This is a genomic window from Janthinobacterium rivuli, from assembly GCF_029690045.1.
Classification (GTDB): domain Bacteria; phylum Pseudomonadota; class Gammaproteobacteria; order Burkholderiales; family Burkholderiaceae_D; genus Janthinobacterium; species Janthinobacterium rivuli.
In genome coordinates this window covers 2188402-2206866 of the sequence record NZ_CP121464.1, presented here as the reverse complement: position 1 = coordinate 2206866, position 18465 = coordinate 2188402, and the positions used below count along the sequence as shown (strand labels likewise).

The window sequence follows — 18465 nt, the reverse complement described above, 5'->3', positions numbered from 1 at the left end:
GACCGGAAACAGGGGCATGACTAAGATGGCACTACACCCTCACCTCGTCAGGAGAATAAAATGAAAACCAACGCCACCTTGGCTGCACTGATGCTCGCCGCCACCGCCGCACTGAGCGGTTGCGCCACCGGTCCTTCCCAGTCACAACAATATTACCCGGCCAACCAGCCTGAATCTGCCATGTACGGCACCGTCGACTCCATCCAGATCGTGCAAGGCGGCGGACAAACCAGCGGCGCCGGCGCCGTGGTCGGCGGCATCGCCGGCGCCCTGCTGGGCAATACCATCGGCTCGGGCGGCGGACGCACGGCCGCCACCGTGGCGGGCGCCGTTGCCGGCGGCGTCGTGGGCAACCAGGTCGAAGGCCGCAGGCAGCAAGCGCAGGCCTACCAGATCAGCGTACGCCTCGACAACGGCGAATACCGCACCGTGGTGCAGGACAATGCGAATGATTTGCGCCCGGGCAACCGCGTGCGCGTCGTTGACGGCCGCGTCTACCGCTATTAATCCGCTGGCCGGGCTTGTCCGCAAGCCTGCGCCGGACCATGCACCAACAAGGAGATACCATGGGCACCATCATTCTGATCATCTTGATCCTGGCCCTGGTCGGCGTCCTGCCCACCTGGCCGCATAGCCGCAACTGGGGTTACGGTCCCAGCGGCATCGCCGGCCTGGTCGTAGTGATACTGATCCTGCTATTACTGACGGGCAGGTTGTAAAAAAAGGCGCTACGGCGCCTTTTTTATTTCAAGGAGGAAATATCATGACTATCCACAACACACTCTTGGCCACCCTGCTCGCCTGCAGCCTGGCGCCATTCGTGCTGGCGCAGACTGCCGCGCCGCAGCCGGGCGACCCGCAACGCTGGTACCAGGAAGACAGCACGGCGCAAGCCCAGCTGCGCACCCTGCGCAAGGAAATCGCCGCCGCCCTGGCCGAGGCCAAGAAAGCTTGCCGTTCGGAACCATCGGCCGCGCGCGCCACCTGCCTGAAGGATGCGCAAGACACGTATCGGCAAGACATGGCAAACGCGGAGAAGCTGCGCGAGGCGGCGCATCCGCAGTGATGATCAGGCAGCGTCGCGTTCGTATGGCGGCAACTCGTGTACCACCAGCGGCGTGTCTTCCGTGACAAAAGCCAGCCAGCCGGCCGCCTTGATTGCGCGCAAGCCATCCTGGTAGCCCTGCTCCCAGCGCCACTCGATGGAGCCCTTGGAGAAATTGATGTCCTTGGCGGCCATGTGCCAGTCGCGCCCCGCGTACGGCAGGCGCACGATGTGCATGGTGCTGTCGCAACCCAACGCCACCAGCTCTTGCGTCTGCTGGCGGTTGTGCTTGGTGTCGGGCAGGCCGGCGTACAGTTCGCGCAATTTGCGCTGCAAGGTGTGCGTATTGACGTAATCGGCGATATGCCGCTTCGAGCGCGACGCGAAGGTGACGTCCTTTTGCCGCGTCTGCACTTCGTCGAGGGTGGTCGGTTCCGGCCCTTCCGAGCTCCACAAGTCGACCATGAAGACCAGGGTGTCGACGTGGGGCGTGTCGTCAAGCACGGTTTCCAGCGGCGTATTCGAGTACAGGCCGCCATCCCAGTATAAATCGCCATCGACGCGCACGCCGGCAAAACCGGGCGGCAAGGCGCCGCTGGCGCGGATGTGATCGGCCGTCAGCGGCTGCTGCTGGCTGTCGAAACTGGTGAGGCTGCCGCATTTGACGCGCAGGGCGTTGACCGTCAGGCGCATGCCGCCGGGCTGGTTCAGGTAATCGAAATCGACCAGTTCCTCGAGGGTGCCGGCCAGCTCGCTGGTGTCATAAAAACTGGCCTCTTCCGGCTTGACGGCGATTCCAGCGGGAAACAGGCTGAAGGTGCGCGGCTTGAAAAAGCCGGGCACGCCGCGCAGCACGGTATCGAGCGTGGCCAGCCAGATGTTCGAGCGGCGCTGCTGGTCGGAGACCAGGTTCATGTCGATGCTGTCGCGGTGCGCCACGCGCTGCCAGAACTCTTTCAGACGCACGAGCCTGTCTTCGTGCTTGTTACCGGCCAGAATGGCCGCATTGATGGCGCCGATCGAGGTGCCCACCACCCAGTCGGGCGCCAGGCCATGCTCGTGCAGCGCGTGGTAGACGCCGGCCTGGTAGGCGCCCAGTGCGCCGCCGCCCTGCAGCACCAGCACGATGCGCAGGCGCGAGGGATTTAACTGATTGATCGGTGTCTTCGAATTCGTCATCAAGATGGCCCTCTATCCGCCGCGCGGGTGCAGCGTAAATCATTGTAAGGGATTGCGCCTGTCTGCGCCGGACCTTGGGTACGGGCAAAAAAAACGCCGTCAATGACGGCGTTCCTGTGCAACACGGCTGGCGTTCAGCGCTTGCGGCGCAGCCAGCTGGCGGCAACGGCGGCCACGGCCACAAGGACCAGGGCCGGCTTGACCAGTTTCTTGCGTCCGATAAAGGACAGCGCCGTCAGCACGTAAGGCATGGCGCCTTGCAAACGCATGCCGCCCGGCGCCAGCAGGGATTCGACGCGGTGGCCGGCAAAGCCGACCGCCGTCTCGACCACGCCCTGCAGCATCGACTCGGGACGCAATGCGTAGCCCACGTTGGCGCGCGCATGCACGATGCCCACGCGGTACATTTCGCCCTGGGCGATCAGCAGGCGCTTGCGGGCGGCTTGCGCCGCCAGTTTGTCGTTTTCCGACATGAATTCTCCTCGTGAGGCCGCTTACATCAGCATGTCGCGGTCAGCCTTCAATTCCGCCATGGTGGCCGGCATGGACAGCTTTCCTTGACGCAGCATGGCGCGCGCATACATCACCAGCGCGATGGCCAGCAGTACGAACACGACCGTCATGATCGCCAGGATCTTCCAGCCCAGGCTATCCCAGGCCAGGAAGACGATCAGCACGCTGCCGTAAGCGATGGCAAACAAGCCCGCCACGGTCGCCAGCGCGAAAATGACAATCAGCTGCAGCATGTGATTGCGCACTTCCGACAGTTCGATGGTGGCCAGTTCCAGCCGCGACAACATCAGTCCGACGGCGTTTTTGGCCAGGCCGGCAACCGAGCCGATCAATCCCGGCCCCTGGTGAGACGAAGCAGACTTGTCCATATCGCTCCTGACAGTGGATTACTTGCGGCCCAGGATGAAGCCGACCAGCACGCCGACGCCAGCGGCGACAGCCACGGTGCGCCATGGGTTTTCCTTGACATAGCCGTCAGCCTGGGCAGCCATCTGCTTGGTGGCAACGATGGCCGACGCCTGCGCTTCATGCGCCTTGGCCAGGGCGGCGTCCAGGGTTTTCATGCCCTTGACGCGCACTTCGTCGGCTTTTTCGCCCGTCAGGGCGGCAGCGGCGCTGAACAGGGCTTGCGCATCCTTGACCAGGGTTTTGACATCGTTATTGACGGTGGTGATATTGTTTTCCAACATGGTTTAGCTCCTTAGCTGTGGATGAATGTAGTTACTATACCTACTTTACTCAAAAACACTATTCCATCAGATCGCGCATATCATCGGCGTGCTCTTCCTCGACAGCCATGATCTTGATCAACAAATGGCGTGTGGTCGGGTCTTTGTCGCCGATTTTCACGATCATCTGGCGATACGACTCGATCGCTACCCGTTCCGCGATCAGATTGGCACGCACCATACTTTGCACGTCTTCAGAGTCATCATACTCGGCATGGCTACGCGCAAGCAATGTTGCAGGATTAAAATCTGGCTTGCCATTCAATTGCACGATGCGTTCGGCCAGCCAGTCGGCGTGCTCCTGCTCCTGCTGCGCATGTTCCAGGAACTCGGCCTTGATGCTGCCGTTGTCGCGCCCGCTCACGGTGTAGTAATGACGTTTATAGCGCGCAATACACACCAGTTCGGTGGCCAGCGCCCCATTCAACAGGGTGATCAACTCCTGGCGGTCGGCCTGGTAGCCGGCCGTCACGGCGCCGTCGTCCAGGTTTTTGGCGGCAGCGCGGATGGCTGCCGTATCGATGCCAGCTGGAATCTCAACAGATGTTTGGGTCATGATGTTTCCTTTCAAGTCTTGCATGGGTATCCACCGGCCAAGCTTCGGCCGGTGCTGCCTTTCTACTCCCGCGTCAACGGACGCGGCTTAGCGGCGGGCGGGAATGGCCGTGTTGTCCTCGGACAAGACGATTTCCACACGGCGATTCAGCTGGCGGTTTGCCGCCGTGTCGTTGCCGGCGGCCGGATAGGCGGCGCCATAGCCTTTGGTGGCGATGCGGTCGCGGCTGATGCCTTGCTCCAGCAGCGCGTTGCGCACGGATTCGGCGCGGCGTTGCGACAATTCCAGGTTGTGCGCGGAGCCGCCCGTGCTATCCGTAAAGCCTTCGATCAGCACGGTGCGCTGCGGATTGTTTTTCAGCACATCGGCCAGCTTGCGCGCCGTATTCGCGCCATCGGCCGTCAGGTTCGCCTTGTCCGTGCCAAACAGCACGTCGCCCAGGGTGATCACCATGCCGCGTTCGGTTTTCTTGGCGGCCAGATCGGCCAGCTGCGCTTCGAGTCCGGCGGCGCGGGCTTGCGCATCGCGGGCCGACGCTTCGGCCGCTTGCGCCTGGGCCTTGGCCGCTTCCGCATCCGCTTGCGCCGACTGGGCGCGGGCCGTGGCCTGGTCAGCCTGCTGCGTGCGCGCATCGAGGCGCAACTGATCGCGCTGCTTGCCGGCGTTGGCGATATCGGCTTCCGCCGCCTTCTGCTTGGCGACTTCCTGCGCCGTGGCTATCTTTTGCTTGGCCAGGTAGGCCAGCTTGTCGACTTTTTCGCTATCTTCCTGGCGCGTGGCGGCCGCGTTCGCCGCTTCCAGCGCAGCGCTCGCTTCGCGGAATTCGCGTGGCGCATAGGTCGACACGATCGGGTTCGATTGCGCCGCCATGTAGTCGCCGCGCGTCTGGTCGAGCAGGCTGGTGGTGGTCGGTGCGGAGCTGCAGGCGGCAACAAAGGCGGCCATGGCCAGCAGGCCGGGAATGGTGGTGTAGGTAGCTTTTTTCATGATGGAATCCTGTTATTAGTTATTGTTGTGGCTTATTGTTTTGGGGCTTGCTGATTGGCACGGTCGAGCTCTTCGCGCATGACGCGGATGTTCTCGTTGATTTCATCGGCGGCACTGGTGGCCTTGGCCGAGTTGGCCTTGCTTTGCGCCAGCTTGGCATCGGCTTGCGCCTGGTCGGCCAGGTCGCGCGCCATCTTGTAGTCGCGGTCTTTCAGGGCCTGGTTAGCCATGCGCATTTTTTCGCGGGCCGAACGCATTTCATCGGGTGCCAGGTCGGCGGCACCGGCGCTGGCGGCGTTATCGACGGCGGCGCGCGAGACGGCGACGTCGGCCGTGGCAGGCGTTTTCAGGCTGGAGCAGCCCGTCATCAGGACAACGGCGGTGGCGCAGGCGGCCAAGGCGGCCAATGGGGACATCTTGAAATCTCGGTTTGTCATTTTTCTTCTCCTGGAGAATGTTAAGCGTGAGGGTTAGATGCTGTGCATCTGGAATCAGGAACTGCGTTTGATGTATGACGTTATAGGCTCCGGCTCCCCGCATATCCGTTCGGTGCCGCACATAGGGTAAGAAATCGACAATACTTGCATTGGCAACGTGCGCCAGCGCACGTGTCCGCCAGCAAAAGCTGAAACAGGCCCGGCCTTGGAGCGATTCCTGTAGCATCGCAACTACTTGTACAGAAAGAATCAGCTTATGCCGCTCTCCCGCCGTCAGAAAATCGCCCTCGCCAGCACCGCCGTGCTCATCGCCCTGCCCGTCACCGCCGCCATCGTCCTGTCGAACATGGATTGGAACCGCGCCAAGCCCTGGCTCAATGCGCGCGCCAGCGACGCGCTGGGACGTCCATTCGCCATCGACGGCGACCTGGCGCTGACGTGGCATCAGCCAGCCGGTACCGCGGGGCAAAAAACCTGGCGCGACTATCTGCCCTGGCCGCACCTGCAGGCCAAGGACGTGCGCCTGGGCAACCCGAGCGCGATGACGGACACGGATGGCCAGGCGCAGCTGGCCACCGTCAGCCAGCTGGCGTTCTCGCTCAACCCGCTGGCCCTGCTGGACAAGAAAATCATCATCCCGCAATTGCGCTTCGACACGCCGCAGGTGCGCTTGCTGCGCAGCAAGGATGGCAAAAACAACTGGACCTTCGACAAGCAGGAGCAGCCATCGCCGTGGCAGCTGGAATTGCAAAGCGTAGTCTTCAGCAAGGGCACCGTCTATCTGGACGATGGCGTCAGCAAAACGGCGATGCGCGCCGATGTCGACACCATCGCGGACGATGCGCGCTATGGCATCGCGTGGACGCTGTCGGGCACCTACCGCGGCGAAACCGTCAAGGGCGGCGGCAAGGCGGGCGGCGTGCTGTCGCTGCAGCGGCAAGGCACGCCCTTCCCCATCCAGGCCGACATGCGCGCGAGCGGCAGCAGCGTGGCCATCGAAGGCACCCTGACGCGCCCGACAGACCTGGCCGCGCTCGACGTGCGCCTGAAGCTATCCGGACCCAGCATGGCCCGCCTGTATCCCTTGACGGGCGTGCTGCTGCCGGAGACGCCGCATTTCAGCACGGAAGGCCATTTGACGGGCACCCTGGCGCCGCGCGGCGGCGAGTGGGTGTACGACAAGTTCAGCGGCAATGTGGGCTCCAGCGACATCAGCGGCAAGCTGGCCTTTTCCGCCAGCACGCCGCGCAAGCGCCTGACGGGTGAAGTCCATTCGCGCCTGCTGCAATTTTCCGACCTCGGTCCGCTGGTGGGTGCCGATTCCAGCGCCAGCAAGAAGGAACGGGGCGTGCCGTCGACGCAGCCGGCCGGCCGCGTGCTGCCGGTGGAAACCTTCAAGACGGAGCGCTGGACCAGCCTGGACGCCGACGTGCGCTACACGGCCGACAAGATCACGCGCGACGCTGATTTGCCGATCAGCAAGCTCGACACGCATGTGGTGCTGACGGACGGCGTGCTCTCGCTCACGCCCCTGAATTTCAACGTGGCGGGCGGCACCCTGACGTCGCAAATCAAGCTCGACGGCAGCGGCAAAGTTATCGCCAACGGCATCGCGGCCGAACTCAAGGCCAGCGCCCGCCATCTGCACATCCAGCAACTGTTTCCCCGCCTGCCCGCCCTGCAAGCGAGCGTGGGCGAGATCAATGGCGATGCATCGCTGTCGGCCACGGGCAATTCCGTCGCCACCCTGCTGGGCAGCTCGAACGGCGAAGTGCGCGCGCTGATCAACCGGGGCAGCATCAGCAAACTGTTGCTGGAAGAAATGGGCTTGAATATCGGCAGTGTCGTGCTGGCCAAACTGTCTGGCGACAAGCAGGTCAGGCTGAACTGCATGGCCGCCGACTTCGCCGTCACCAAGGGCTTGATGCGCACACGCCAGTTCATCGTCGACACGGATGACGCCGTCCTGAATATCGATGGCACGGTGAACCTGGCCGATGAACGGCTGGACCTGACCCTGCGGCCGGACAGCAAGGGCTTGCGCGTCTTTTCGCTGCGCTCGCCCCTGTATGTTCATGGCACGTTCAGCAAGCCCGACGTGAGCGTGGACAAGGGCGTGCTGGCCCTGCGCGCCGGTGGCGCACTGGCGCTGGCCGTGGTGGCGCCCGTGGCGGCGCTGCTGCCGCTGGTCAATGCCGGCCCCGTCGAAGATAGCGAATGCGCGGCACTGCTGGCCCAGGCGCGCGTGAAACCGGTGGCGCCGAAACCGGGCAAGGCGCCGCGCAAAAGCCGTTGAGAAATACGCAGCCGTGCACGATTACAATTGTTACACCCCTATGTGCGTTGCCGAACAGACCCTGCCTTGCCACAATCCTATTCTGTAATCGTGCCTGAAACACCCAAGACGTGGCGATACGAAGTCTTACCGGCCCATACCATGCCGGCGCCACGAGGTCCGAATTCATAGGAGAACTATCATGCAAATCATTAAAAAAATCGCCGCTACCACTTCCGTTGCCGCCCTGCTGCTGAGCTTGACGGCTTGCGCCAACATGTCCGGTCAGGATAAAAACACCGCCATCGGCGCTGGCGTCGGCGCCGTTGCCGGCTCCGTGCTGACGGGCGGCAGCGCCATCGGCGCAGTCGGCGGCGCCGCCGTCGGCGGCGTGATCGGTAACCAGGTCAAGCCGAAGTAATTGTTGATCGAGAAAGCGGGGTGGGTGCGCAGGCGCCCGCCCCGCTTTTTTGCGTCTGCTGCACAAGGATCAAAGCAGGAAGGATGAAGGCCAGCCTGAGGCAGGCAAGCGGGAAGAATCAGACGAAGACGTTGGCCATGCCGATGGCGCCGCTATCCTTGACCAGCTCGTAACAGCGGCAGGAAACGGCTTCGAGGCCGGCAGAATCGAGGATCTCGATATTGCCGCGGCTGTAGGTGATGAGTTTTTGCTGTTGCAGCGCGCTGGCCGCCTTGGTCACGCCGACCCGCCGCACGCCCAGGGTGTGGGCGAGAAATTCATGCGTGAGGTGAAATTTTTCGGACTGCAGGCGGTCGCGCGTGATCAGCAGCGAACGGGCCAGGCGCGCTTCGAGCACGTGGAAGCGGCTGCACACGGCAATCTGGATGGCTTGCGCCAGCAGGGTGTCCGTGTAGCGGTACAGCAAACGCTGCAGGGACTCGAGCTGGGCGAACTCGGCGCAGAAGTCGGCCCGCGCGATACGGCTGGCCGTACCGGAACGTTGCACCACGGCACGCACTTGCGCCAGGTCATGACCCAGCGCGACGGACGCGCCCAGCACGCCTTCGCGGCCGACGGAGCCCACTTCCAGGGTCATGCGGCCTTCCGCCACGGCCAGCAGCGAAATCAGGCAATCGCCGGGGAAATAGATGTGGCCGATAGGCTGGCCCGGTTCGTACAGCACCTCGCCTACCTCGACCGTGACGCTATCGAACAGCGCGGTCAGGTGCCGCAAGTCGTGCTCGGGCAGGCTGGCCAGCAAGCGGTTGCCGGCGTCAGGCGCGCCCGCAGGCGACCCCAGGCCGGATCGGCCTGTATCGCGGGACAGGGTCGTGCTGGCGTTCGTTAGTGGCATTGCTTTTCCTTGGTGTCGTTACAACTCGACATAATTTTTACTTAGCCTACGGTGCAGTACCGGCCCTGTATGTACGGTGACGCACGGAAGCGGAGCAAGCGGCACAGCACACTGGCAACAGACGCAAATAACACGCAGAACACGCATCACCCTTTTTATTATTTTAAAAAAACCAAGGAGCCTTCCATGACCACCACCACCAAATCCCTCCATCCGCTGGTGCTTGCCGCCGCCGTCGCCGTCCTGCTGTTTTGCGGCGTCGGCACGGCTGCCCTGATGGGCTGGCTGCCTTCCTCCCAGGGCGATAGCCAGCCGCTGGCGGCCAGCACCTCGGCCGAGCAAATGGCCAACCTGCAGGCGAACCAGCCGCAAGCGAACTTGCAAGCGTCCGGCGCGCAGCCGCTGGCCGCCCTGCCGCCACAGCAGCAACAGCAACCACAGCAGCAGCCGGTGCGCCAGCCGCAGCCACAGCCACAATATGCGGCCGCCCCGGCGCCGCAGGTATGCAGCAATTGTGGCGTGATCGAAGCCATCCATGAAGTCAATACGCGCGCCGAAGGCAGCGGCGTGGGCGCGGCCGGCGGCGCCGTCGTCGGCGGCTTGCTCGGCAACCAGGTCGGCGGCGGCCACGGCAAGCAGCTGGCTACCGTGCTGGGTGCCGTCGGCGGCGCAGTGGCCGGCAACCAGATCGAAGGCAGCGTGCGCGCCACGCGCAGCTACAACATCGTCGTGCGCCTGGATAACGGCAAGACGCGCACGCTACATCAGAGCGCTGCGCCGAACTGGCGCCAGGGCGACCGCGTGCGCGTCGTCAACGGCGGCTTGCGCGCCATCGGCTAAGTTGCCCAAGGCAGCGCAGCGCCGCGATGCGTTGCAAACTGAATACACGCCCGGCCTGTCCGGGCGTTTTCTTTTTAACAATGTTCGTTGGCGTACAGATGAGCTTGCCGTCGCGCGAGATGATGCATTCAGGAAAGTTCAACGAAACGTCATCAAGGAGTAGCCATGCAAGACGACAAGGCAGGCAGCAACAGGATCTGGCTGGGCTTTATTGGCGGCGGCTTGCTGGCCACCGCGCTGGGCTTCTGCGCGCTGGACCTGGCGCCGCAAGCGGGCGGCCCCGTGTTCGGCGTCATGCTGCTGTTGACGGGCGGCATGGTCAGCTGCCTGGCGGGCGCCGTCGGCATGGCCGGCATGCTGGCATGGGTGCCGGGCATGGCCGATGAACACGCCGACCGCTCGCGCTAGTTGAGCCTTGTGTACGACAGCGTACAGAAGGCAAGGGAAACAAAGTAGACACTTAGTCATGGCATCAGCGTTCAGCGACCCGGTCGCCGCGCAATGACAAGAACCGATGACGGCGCCACGCGCCAGCGCCTGCAAGGCCAAGGCAGTCGCCGTCATCCACACATTACTCTCGGAGGACACATCATGCTGTATACAATCGCCGTCGTACTCATTATTCTTTGGCTGCTGGGCCTGGTAACTTCCTATACCATTGGCGGCTTCATCCACATCCTGCTGGTGGTCGCCGTGATCATGGTGCTGCTGCGCCTGATCAGCGGGCGCGGTTTATAGAGGCCAATTGACTGGCCAGAGGGGCGGTGCGCGTGCGAACGGGCGCCGCCCTTTTGCGTGCGCTGGCAAGCAGGCCCATTTTGCAGTAACGTGTACGGGTAGTCCTGGGTATGTCCCAATAACAAAACAAGGAGAAAATCCATGAAAGAAACATTCAAAAAAGGCCCTGGCGCCAAATCCCTGATCGGCATGCTGGTGATCGCACTGGCCGCCAGCGGCTGTGCGGATATGTCCTCGACGCAACGTGGCACGGCCACGGGCGCCGGCATCGGCGCGGGCCTGGGCGCCTTGATCGGCGGCACCACCGGTGGCGGCAGCAGCGGCCGCACGGCCGGCGGCGCCCTGCTGGGTGCGGCAGCTGGCGCCGTGGTCGGCAATATCTGGTCGAACCGCATGGAAAACCAGAAGCGCGCGATGGAACAAGCGACACAGGGTACTGGTGTGCAAGTGTCGCAAACGGCCGATAACCGCCTGAAAATGGAAATTCCAAGCGACATTTCCTTCGACACCAACCGCGCCGACATCAAGGGCAACTTCCGCCCCATCCTCGACCGCTTTGCCGCCACCCTGAACGAAAACCCGAACACCACGGTCAGCATCATCGGCCATACGGACAGCACGGGCAGCGCTTCCATCAACGAACCGCTGTCGGTGGAACGCGCCGCCCATACGCGCGACTACCTGTCCATGCGCGGCGTCTCGCCGACCCGCGTCGTCACGGAAGGCCGCGGCGCCCGCGAGCCGATCGCCTCGAATGCGGATGCATCGGGACGCGCACGCAACCGCCGCGTGGAAATCTACGTAGCCGAAATGGCGCCGCGCTAAGTTGACATGTTTCAATAAAAAACCCGCCGGCAAGGTAACTTGCCGGCGGGTTTTTTCCATGTAAAACAGCTTATTTCGACGTCGTTGCCTTGGCGCCGCTTTCACCCTCTTTCGCCACCTTGGCGAAGTCGCCCGCCACCACCACCGAGACGGCCGCTGGCTTCAGGTATTCGCGCAGGCCCTGGTTCACTTGCGCCAGGGTCAAGGCGGCCACTTTCGCTTCCAGGTCCTTGTCGTAAGCCATGGTGCGGTCTTGCGCCAGGTAATCGGCCAGGCCGCGCGCCAGGCCGCTGTCCTGCGTGCGGCCCACTTCTTCCGATTGCAGCCAGCCTTTCTTCGCTTCGGCCAGTTCCTCTTGCGTGAAGCCGTCGGCCAGCACCTTGGCGATTTCCTCGCGCAGGGCCGCTTCCACCTTGACGGTGTTTTGCGGCGCGCTGATGGCGTACGCCATCCAGTAGCCGGCCGGTTCGCGCGACGGTACGCTCACTTGCGAACCGACGCCGTACGACAGGCCTTCCTTCTGGCGGATGCGGTCGGCCAGGCGGCTGCGCAAGGCGCCGCCACCGAGCATGTGATTGGCGATCAGCAAGGCCGGATAGCCGGCGGCGTCATCCTTGAGGGGAATCGGCTGGATGGCGAACAGCACGCTGTTGGCCTTGTCCGGTGTTTCCAGGGTGACTTTCTCGCCGCTGACGGGCTTGACGGCGTCGGGAATGCGCACGTACGGCTGCTGCGCCTTCCAGTTGCCGTACAGGCTCGCCACTTGCGCCTTCAGCGCGGCCGGGTCGAAGTCGCCCACGGCGGCAAAAGTCGCGTTCGCCGCGCCATAGTAGGCGCCATGGAAAGCTTTCACATCCGCCACTTTGACGCCCTTCCAGCCCGCCAGTTCGTCCGGCAAGGTGCTGACATGGCGCACATGGCCTTCCGGCGTGGCGTCGAGCAGGCGGCGGAAGGCGTTCACGGCCAGCGGCTGCGGCTCAGGCAATTCCTGCTCCGCGCGGCCGACGCGCTCGCGCTGCAATTCCAGGAATTCCGTTTCGTTCAGGGCCGGCTTTTGCAGCACTTGCGCCAGCAAGTCCATGGCGGCCGGCAAGTTCTCGCGCTTGCCTGTCAGCATGGCGGTCACGCCTTCGGCGCCGCCCGAAATCGCCACTTGCATGCCCAGCTGGTCAAACTTGTCCTTCACTTCCTGGCGCGACAGTTTATCCGTGCCGCGCGACAACAGATTGGCCGTGTAGACGCCTACTTGCGCCTTGCCGCGCAAGTTCTCTTCGCTGCCAATCTGCAGTTTCAACACGACGCTGACGGTGCTGCCCTTGGTTTTCTTCGGCAGCAAGGCGCCTTTCAAGCCGTTCGGCAAGGTGAAGCGCGTGGTGCGCGCCTCGATATTGTCGGGGCTCGGATCGAACGCTTCGCCCTGCGCCACGACCGCGCGGCCCGTGTAGCCGGCCAGTTGCGGCGCCACGTCGGCGTAGGCCGGCACGACCGTGCGGTCCGGCGCATCGGTGGGGATGAAACGGCCCAGGGTGCGGTTCGAGCTCTTCAGGTATTTCTCGGCCGCCGCCTGCACCTGCGCCGTCGTCAGCTTGTCGAGCTGGTCGCGCTGCAGGAAGAACAGGCGCCAGTCGCCAGCCGCCAGGGACTCCGTCAGGGCGATCGTCAGGCTGGCCGTGTTCGAAGTGGCCAGTTCGATCTGTTTGTTCAATTGCTGTTTCACGCGCGCCACTTCCGCGTCCGTGATGGGCTGCGATTTCAGCTCTTCCAGCACCTTCAGCATGGCCGTCTGCGCCGCATCGAGGTTGCCATCGAGCGGCACCAGCGCGCCGAACAGGTTGTAGCCCGGCTCCAGGTTGCTCACCGAGTTGTATTCAATCTTGCTGGCCAGCTTGGTTTCCACCAGCGCCTTGTGCAAGCGGCCGGCCGGTGCATCCGTCAGCACGTGGCCCAGCACTTCGATGGCGACGGCGTCCGGGTTGCCGGACGGCGCCACGTGGTAGCCGGCGCCGACGAACTGCGTGCCGCCGCTGCGGCGCACCGTCACGGCGCGCTCGCCATCCTGCACCGGTTCGGCCGTGTAGGTCGGCTCGATCACGCGCGTCGGTTTCGGGATCTTGCCGAACAGCTCATTGATCTGCTTCAAGACCTTGGCTTCGTCGAAGCGGCCCGCCACCATCAGCACGGCATTATCTGGCTGATAATATTTATGATAAAACGCGCGCAAGCGGGGAATGTTCACCTGCTCGATGTCGGAACGGGCGCCGATGGTCGACTTGCCATAGTTGTGCCAGTCGTAGGCGATGGCCTGGATGCGTTCGCTCGTCACGCCGATCGGGTCGCTCTCGCCCATCTCGAACTCGTTGCGCACGACGGTCATTTCGCCCTTCTGCGTCTTCGGATTCCACAGGTCGTTCTGGTCGATGGCCGCGTTGACCATGCGGTCCGCTTCCATGGCCAGCATCTGGCGCAGGTTGTCGTCGTTGGCCGGGAAGGTGGCGTAGTAATTGGTGCGGTCGTACCAGGTGGTGCCGTTGAACTGGGCGCCCGTCGAGTTCAGGATCTCGACCGGGGTTTTCGTGCCCTTCTTGACGCCGAAGTTGGCGCTGGGCTTGAACAGCAAGTGTTCCAGCAAGTGGGCCATGCCCGTTTCGCCATAGTTTTCATGGCGCGAGCCGACCAGGTAGACGATGTTGGTGGTCAGGGTCGGCTTGCTGGCATCGGGGAACAGCAGCACGCGCAAGCCGTTGGCCAGGCGGTATTCGGTGATGCCTTCGACGGATGTGACTTTGACGGCGGCGCGGCTGGGAGCAGCCTTGCCGGTTTTCTGGGTCGGCGCCGCTTCCACGGGGGTGGCGGCAAGGATGAACGAAGGCGAGAGAATGCCGGCGGCAAGCAGGAGGGCGGTAATGGGTTTCAAGGCAAATTCCTGGTAACACTACATGATCGGGCAAGGCGCAACAGCAAGCGCCATGGACTACATACTGAGTGCAAGAATGATCACGGGGCCCGCGCTGCGTCTTCGCCGCCACGTGAAATTATTGCTCTCGTAATTTACGGCATGCTTGTCACTTGCGCAAGTCCCTGTCATCAAGCTGTTATCTGCCCGTGTTATACTCCACGGTTCCAGAACTATCTGCCTGTATATGAGACGAGCTCTCGTCCTGCTCTGCCTTTTTGTTTTCATCGCTTTACCCCAGGCGTTTGCCAGCATGGCTTACGCCAGCCCTTCCCCATTCCAGCATGCAATCGCGGCCGGCGCTACCGCCACGCCCGCCTTCAGCATCGACTGTGCCGACGCCAGCCTCCATGCAGGCCTGCCTGGCGACAGCTGCGATACTGAAGAATGCGACAACGACCCCATCACGCTGTACCCGAGCTCGCGCCAGGCCGTGCCGTTTTACGCCATCATTTGGCAAGCGGGACCGGGCGCACTTGCCGAAGCGGACGTGCGGCTGGCCACCCGGCCGCCGCGCGTCCGCCTCTGAAGACATGCATGCAGCACCCACGCGTCCGGGGCTTTAGCCGCCGGGCACGCTTTACACTGATCGACTTTACAAGGTTACACACATGGAATGGTTATTTGACCCGACAATCTGGGTCGGCCTGCTGACGCTGGTCGTACTGGAAATCGTACTGGGTATCGACAACCTGATTTTCATCGCCATCCTGGCCGAGAAACTGCCGCCGCACCAGCGCGACAAGGCCAGAGTGCTGGGCCTGACCCTGGCCCTCGTCATGCGCCTGGGCCTGCTCTCGCTGATTTCCTGGCTGGTCACCCTGACCACGCCATTGTTTTCCATATTGACATTCTCGTTTTCGGGGCGCGACCTGATCCTGCTCGTCGGCGGCCTGTTCCTGCTGTTCAAGGCCACCAGCGAACTGCACGAGCGCCTCGAAGGCGTCACGCACGCCCAGACGGGCCCGAAAGTCTACGCCGGCTTCGGCCTCGTGGTGGCGCAGATCGTCGTGCTCGACGCCGTCTTTTCGCTCGACGCCGTCATCACGGCCGTCGGCATGGTGGAAAACCTGTACGTGATGATGGCGGCCGTCGTCATTTCCATCGTCGTCATGATGCTGGCCTCGAAGGTGCTGACGCGCTTCGTCAACGCCCACCCCACCGTCGTCGTGCTGTGCCTGAGCTTCCTGCTGATGATCGGCCTGTCGCTGGTGGCCGAAGGCCTGGGCTTCCACATTCCGAAAGGCTATCTGTACGCCGCCATCGGCTTTTCCATCGTCATCGAGTTCTTCAACCAGCTGGCGCGCCGCAACTTCCTCAAGCTGCAGTCGAACGCCCCGCTGCGCGACCGCACGGCGCAAGCCGTGCTGAGCCTGTTGGGCGGACGCAAGGGCCGCGAAGCCGTGGAAGAGCACGAAGTCAAGGAAACGCCCGACGTCTCCGCCTTCGGCGTGGAAGAGCGCAACATGGTCAGCGGCGTGCTGACCCTGGCCGAGCGCTCGATCCGCTCCGTCATGACGCCGCGCGGCGACGTGTCGTGGGTCAACCTGAACGACAGCAGCGACAAGATGCTGCAATTGCTGCGCGAGACGCCGCACAGCATGATTCCTGTCTGCAATGATGATCTGGATAACGTGGTCGGCATCGCGCGCAGCAAGGACCTCATCGAAGACCTCGTCTCGCGCGGCAAGATCGACCCGGCCAGCATGCGCGAAGCCGTCGTCGTGCCGGAAGCGGCCGGCGTGTTGAAAGCCATGGAAACATTAAAGCGCTCGCGCGGCCAGCTGGTGCTGGTGGTCGACGAGTTCGGCACCGTGCAAGGCGTGCTCACGCCGATCGATATCCTGGAAGCCATCGCCGGCGAATTCCCCGACGAGGACGAACAGCCCGACGTGGAAGTGCTGGGCCCCGGCCACTGGCGCATCGATGGCGCGACGGACTTGCATTACCTGGAGCAAGTGTTCGAGACGGAAACCCTGGTCAGCGAAGACGGCGAGTACAACTCGCTGGCCGGCTTCCTGCTGGCGCACTTCGAAAACATGCCGGCCGTGGGCGAAGTACTGGAACTCGATGATTTGCGCTATGAAATCCTCGAAGCGGACGAGCGCCGCATCGCCAGCGTGGACGTGCGCCGCATCGAACCCGATCACAGTTTGTAACACAATGGCAAGCGTGCCCCGCTTGCCATGCCGTATGCTGGGGTCTGCCTTTTCTGGAGACGCCAACATGAAACATTCTTTGCTACGCCTGACTCTGCTGGCTTGCGCCGCCTTGGGCAGCCACGCCGGCGCCCAGGCCGCCTCGCCAGCCGCCACCATCAAGCCGGGCCTGTGGCAAGTCGACAGCAAGATGGCCTCGCCCGACGCCGCCACCGACAACGCCATGTCCATGGTGCTGCAGCAGCTGGGCAACCTTCCTCCCGATCAACGCAAGCAGCTGGAAAGCATGGCCGCCAGCCGCGGCATGGCCATGCCCACCGTGGGCGCCGATGGCGCCGTGCGCGTGACGGCCTGCGTGACGCCGGACATGGCGGCGCGCAGGCAGATTCCCACGGGCCAGCCCGGCGATTGCAAATCGAAAAACACGGACATCGCGGGCGGCATGCACGTGTCGTTCACGTGCGCGAATCCGAAATCGAGCGGCGAAGGCAAGGTGATGTTCACGGGCGAGCAGGCGTTCAGCATGCAGCTGGCGGTGACCACCAGCGCGCGCGGTGCGCCGGAACAGGTGAATGTGACGAGCAACGGCAAGTGGCTGGGAGCAACGTGCCCTGCGCCATCAACCGCTGCTGGTCAGAAACCGTGACGAAAGCCCATGTTGAAGGCGGCGTCGCCGCGGCCCGCATCGCTGGCGTTGCCCACCGTGTAGCGGGCGCCGTTCTTGTTGTGGATCTTCGCGTAGGACGCGTAGAAATCGCTGCGCTTTGACAGCGAATACGTGAGGCCGACTGCCACCTGGCTGGCGTCGCGGTTGGCCAGGTCGCGGTCATCCTTGCGCACCCACGACGCCAGCAGTTTGAAGCCGCCCACGGGCACGGACACGCCCAGCAAGGTGTCGCGGCTGTCCGACGACGACATCGACAGGGCCAGCGAGCTATAGGCATTGTTCGGATCCCACGGCGAGCTGCCATAGCCCTTGTTCACGCCCACGGCGGCAAAGGCGGTGGCCACTTTGAGGTCGATATTTGCCGCGATCAGGGTGTTGCGGGCCGACATGTCGATGGCGGGCAAGGTGCCGGAGGCGAGGATGAAGTTGTTCTTGCGCTGGTGCGACACGCTGACATTCACGGCGCCGGCCGAATAGCCGAGGGTGGCGCCATACGCGCGGTTGTTGGCGTTGCTGTACGGCGACTCGCCAAAGCTGTAGATGGCGCTGGCGGTCACGCCGCGCAAGGCCGGCGTCACATATTTGACGGTATTGTCATAGCGTTTCACGCTGTAGCCGGCCAGGTTGCCGGCGCTGCCGGCCATGCCGCCCTTGAACGGGTCGGCCACGTCGGTCAGGGTCAGGTATTGCAGGTTGTACTGGCGCCCCAGGGTCAGCGCACCGAGGCGGCTGTCGAGGCCCACATAGGCCTGGCGGCCGAACAGCCGGCCCTCTTCCGACTGGCCCGTATCGTTCTGGATGCCTGCTTCCAGGGTAAACACGGCCGTGACGTCATTGCCCAGCGCCTCGCGGCCCTGCACCCCCAGGCGCGAACCGGAGGCGACGCCGCCGGACACCTTGGCGCCGGCGCAATTGGCGGCGCAGCCCCGCTCGGCCACGATGCCCGCGTCGAGCACGCCGTACACGGCAACGTTACTGGAGGCGGCACTGCCTGCGCCATCGGCAGCCTGGGCCGTCGCGCCCAGCGCGAAAGGCCCCATCCCTATCACAGCAAGCGCAAAATACGAGGTCTTCATGATAAATATCTCGGCAACGTGAATGAAACTTCCCGGTATTGATCAGGACATGCGCTGTGTGTCTGATCTCAGTGTTACCTTATCCCCGCTTTTTGTCCAGCGTCCGTGCGTTGTACAACAGAAACTTCAGCTTAGCCCCAGGAAACACGTCGCGCACTGACAACACGCAAT

Annotated in this window: 22 protein-coding genes; 12 read left to right on the top strand and 10 right to left on the bottom strand. The window is 63.3% G+C overall.

The window, feature by feature from the left end:
* The first annotated feature begins 60 nt into the window (after positions 1 to 60).
* The 3 genes from P9875_RS10155 to P9875_RS10145 are packed head-to-tail and all read left to right on the top strand — an operon-like array spanning position 61 to position 1066.
* Positions 61 to 507 (top strand): glycine zipper 2TM domain-containing protein, encoded by a 447-nt coding sequence (locus P9875_RS10155; RefSeq protein WP_034786328.1) that lies wholly within the window; start codon positions 61 to 63, stop codon positions 505 to 507.
* A 59-nt stretch (positions 508 to 566) separates the two neighbouring features.
* On the top strand, positions 567 to 719 hold the full coding sequence (locus P9875_RS10150) for a DUF3309 family protein (RefSeq protein ID WP_010396415.1): 153 nt from the start codon (positions 567 to 569) through the stop codon (positions 717 to 719).
* 44 nt (positions 720 to 763) lie between these two features.
* Positions 764 to 1066, top strand: a complete 303-nt coding sequence (locus tag P9875_RS10145) for a hypothetical protein (protein ID WP_278318289.1) — start codon at positions 764 to 766, stop codon at positions 1064 to 1066.
* Positions 1067 to 1069: 3 nt separating this feature from the next.
* On the opposite strand, the gene P9875_RS10140 is transcribed toward P9875_RS10145, so the two are convergent.
* The 7 genes from P9875_RS10140 to P9875_RS10110 form a co-directional block, all read right to left on the bottom strand.
* Entirely contained in the window at positions 1070 to 2224 is a 1155-nt protein-coding gene (locus tag P9875_RS10140; protein WP_035826254.1) for a patatin-like phospholipase family protein, read from the bottom strand.
* Positions 2225 to 2358: 134 nt separating this feature from the next.
* Entirely contained in the window at positions 2359 to 2697 is a 339-nt protein-coding gene (locus P9875_RS10135; protein WP_035826249.1) for a hypothetical protein, read from the bottom strand.
* 21 nt (positions 2698 to 2718) lie between these two features.
* Positions 2719 to 3105, bottom strand: coding sequence for a phage holin family protein (locus P9875_RS10130; RefSeq protein WP_034758936.1), 387 nt, complete (start codon positions 3103 to 3105; stop codon positions 2719 to 2721).
* A gap of 18 nt (positions 3106 to 3123) precedes the next feature.
* Positions 3124 to 3426, bottom strand: coding sequence for a DUF883 family protein (locus P9875_RS10125; RefSeq protein WP_035826246.1), 303 nt, complete (start codon positions 3424 to 3426; stop codon positions 3124 to 3126).
* A gap of 58 nt (positions 3427 to 3484) precedes the next feature.
* Positions 3485 to 4021: a ferritin-like domain-containing protein gene (locus P9875_RS10120; protein WP_099402792.1), complete on the bottom strand. Its 537-nt coding sequence runs from the start codon at positions 4019 to 4021 to the stop codon at positions 3485 to 3487.
* A gap of 87 nt (positions 4022 to 4108) precedes the next feature.
* On the bottom strand, positions 4109 to 5008 hold the full coding sequence (locus tag P9875_RS10115; protein ID WP_034758945.1) for an OmpA family protein: 900 nt from the start codon (positions 5006 to 5008) through the stop codon (positions 4109 to 4111).
* 32 nt (positions 5009 to 5040) lie between these two features.
* Complete coding sequence (locus P9875_RS10110) at positions 5041 to 5445, bottom strand: DUF4398 domain-containing protein (protein ID WP_051959496.1); 405 nt, start codon at positions 5443 to 5445, stop codon at positions 5041 to 5043.
* A gap of 256 nt (positions 5446 to 5701) precedes the next feature.
* Between P9875_RS10110 and P9875_RS10105 the strand changes: the two genes are divergently transcribed.
* Complete coding sequence (locus P9875_RS10105; protein WP_278318288.1) at positions 5702 to 7741, top strand: AsmA family protein; 2040 nt, start codon at positions 5702 to 5704, stop codon at positions 7739 to 7741.
* Between the two features lie 181 nt (positions 7742 to 7922).
* Entirely contained in the window at positions 7923 to 8141 is a 219-nt protein-coding gene (locus P9875_RS10100) for a glycine zipper 2TM domain-containing protein (RefSeq protein WP_077401543.1), read from the top strand.
* A 118-nt stretch (positions 8142 to 8259) separates the two neighbouring features.
* Here P9875_RS10100 and P9875_RS10095 read toward each other — a convergent pair whose 3' ends face one another.
* Positions 8260 to 9036 carry a Crp/Fnr family transcriptional regulator gene (locus P9875_RS10095; RefSeq protein ID WP_255206177.1) on the bottom strand — a complete coding sequence of 259 codons (777 nt, stop codon included), beginning with the start codon at positions 9034 to 9036 and terminating at the stop codon, positions 8260 to 8262.
* A 186-nt stretch (positions 9037 to 9222) separates the two neighbouring features.
* Between P9875_RS10095 and P9875_RS10090 the strand changes: the two genes are divergently transcribed.
* The 4 genes from P9875_RS10090 to P9875_RS10075 all read left to right on the top strand — a co-directional run bounded on the left by P9875_RS10090 (position 9223) and on the right by P9875_RS10075 (position 11439).
* Positions 9223 to 9876, top strand: coding sequence for a glycine zipper 2TM domain-containing protein (locus P9875_RS10090; protein ID WP_278318287.1), 654 nt, complete (start codon positions 9223 to 9225; stop codon positions 9874 to 9876).
* Between the two features lie 165 nt (positions 9877 to 10041).
* The gene (locus tag P9875_RS10085; RefSeq protein WP_278318286.1) at positions 10042 to 10284 is read left to right on the top strand and encodes a hypothetical protein; all 243 of its coding nucleotides are present in this window, start codon (positions 10042 to 10044) and stop codon (positions 10282 to 10284) included.
* A 183-nt stretch (positions 10285 to 10467) separates the two neighbouring features.
* The gene (locus P9875_RS10080; protein ID WP_010396376.1) at positions 10468 to 10614 is read left to right on the top strand and encodes a lmo0937 family membrane protein; all 147 of its coding nucleotides are present in this window, start codon (positions 10468 to 10470) and stop codon (positions 10612 to 10614) included.
* A gap of 189 nt (positions 10615 to 10803) precedes the next feature.
* Positions 10804 to 11439, top strand: a complete 636-nt coding sequence (locus tag P9875_RS10075; RefSeq protein ID WP_035828878.1) for an OmpA family protein — start codon at positions 10804 to 10806, stop codon at positions 11437 to 11439.
* A gap of 70 nt (positions 11440 to 11509) precedes the next feature.
* Here P9875_RS10075 and P9875_RS10070 read toward each other — a convergent pair whose 3' ends face one another.
* Positions 11510 to 14353 (bottom strand): M16 family metallopeptidase, encoded by a 2844-nt coding sequence (locus tag P9875_RS10070; protein WP_278318285.1) that lies wholly within the window; start codon positions 14351 to 14353, stop codon positions 11510 to 11512.
* 292 nt (positions 14354 to 14645) lie between these two features.
* On the opposite strand from P9875_RS10070, the gene P9875_RS10065 reads away from it, so the two are divergent.
* The 3 genes from P9875_RS10065 to P9875_RS10055 all read left to right on the top strand — a co-directional run bounded on the left by P9875_RS10065 (position 14646) and on the right by P9875_RS10055 (position 17197).
* Complete coding sequence (locus P9875_RS10065; protein WP_035826233.1) at positions 14646 to 14921, top strand: hypothetical protein; 276 nt, start codon at positions 14646 to 14648, stop codon at positions 14919 to 14921.
* An 82-nt stretch (positions 14922 to 15003) separates the two neighbouring features.
* Positions 15004 to 16551, top strand: a complete 1548-nt coding sequence (locus P9875_RS10060) for a TerC family protein (protein WP_035826230.1) — start codon at positions 15004 to 15006, stop codon at positions 16549 to 16551.
* A 67-nt stretch (positions 16552 to 16618) separates the two neighbouring features.
* Positions 16619 to 17197 (top strand): DUF3617 domain-containing protein, encoded by a 579-nt coding sequence (locus P9875_RS10055; protein WP_278318284.1) that lies wholly within the window; start codon positions 16619 to 16621, stop codon positions 17195 to 17197.
* Here P9875_RS10055 and P9875_RS10050 read toward each other — a convergent pair.
* On the bottom strand, positions 17185 to 18294 hold the full coding sequence (locus tag P9875_RS10050; RefSeq protein WP_099402579.1) for a porin: 1110 nt from the start codon (positions 18292 to 18294) through the stop codon (positions 17185 to 17187). The genes P9875_RS10055 and P9875_RS10050 overlap by 13 nt on opposite strands.
* Positions 18295 to 18465 lie beyond the last annotated feature (171 nt).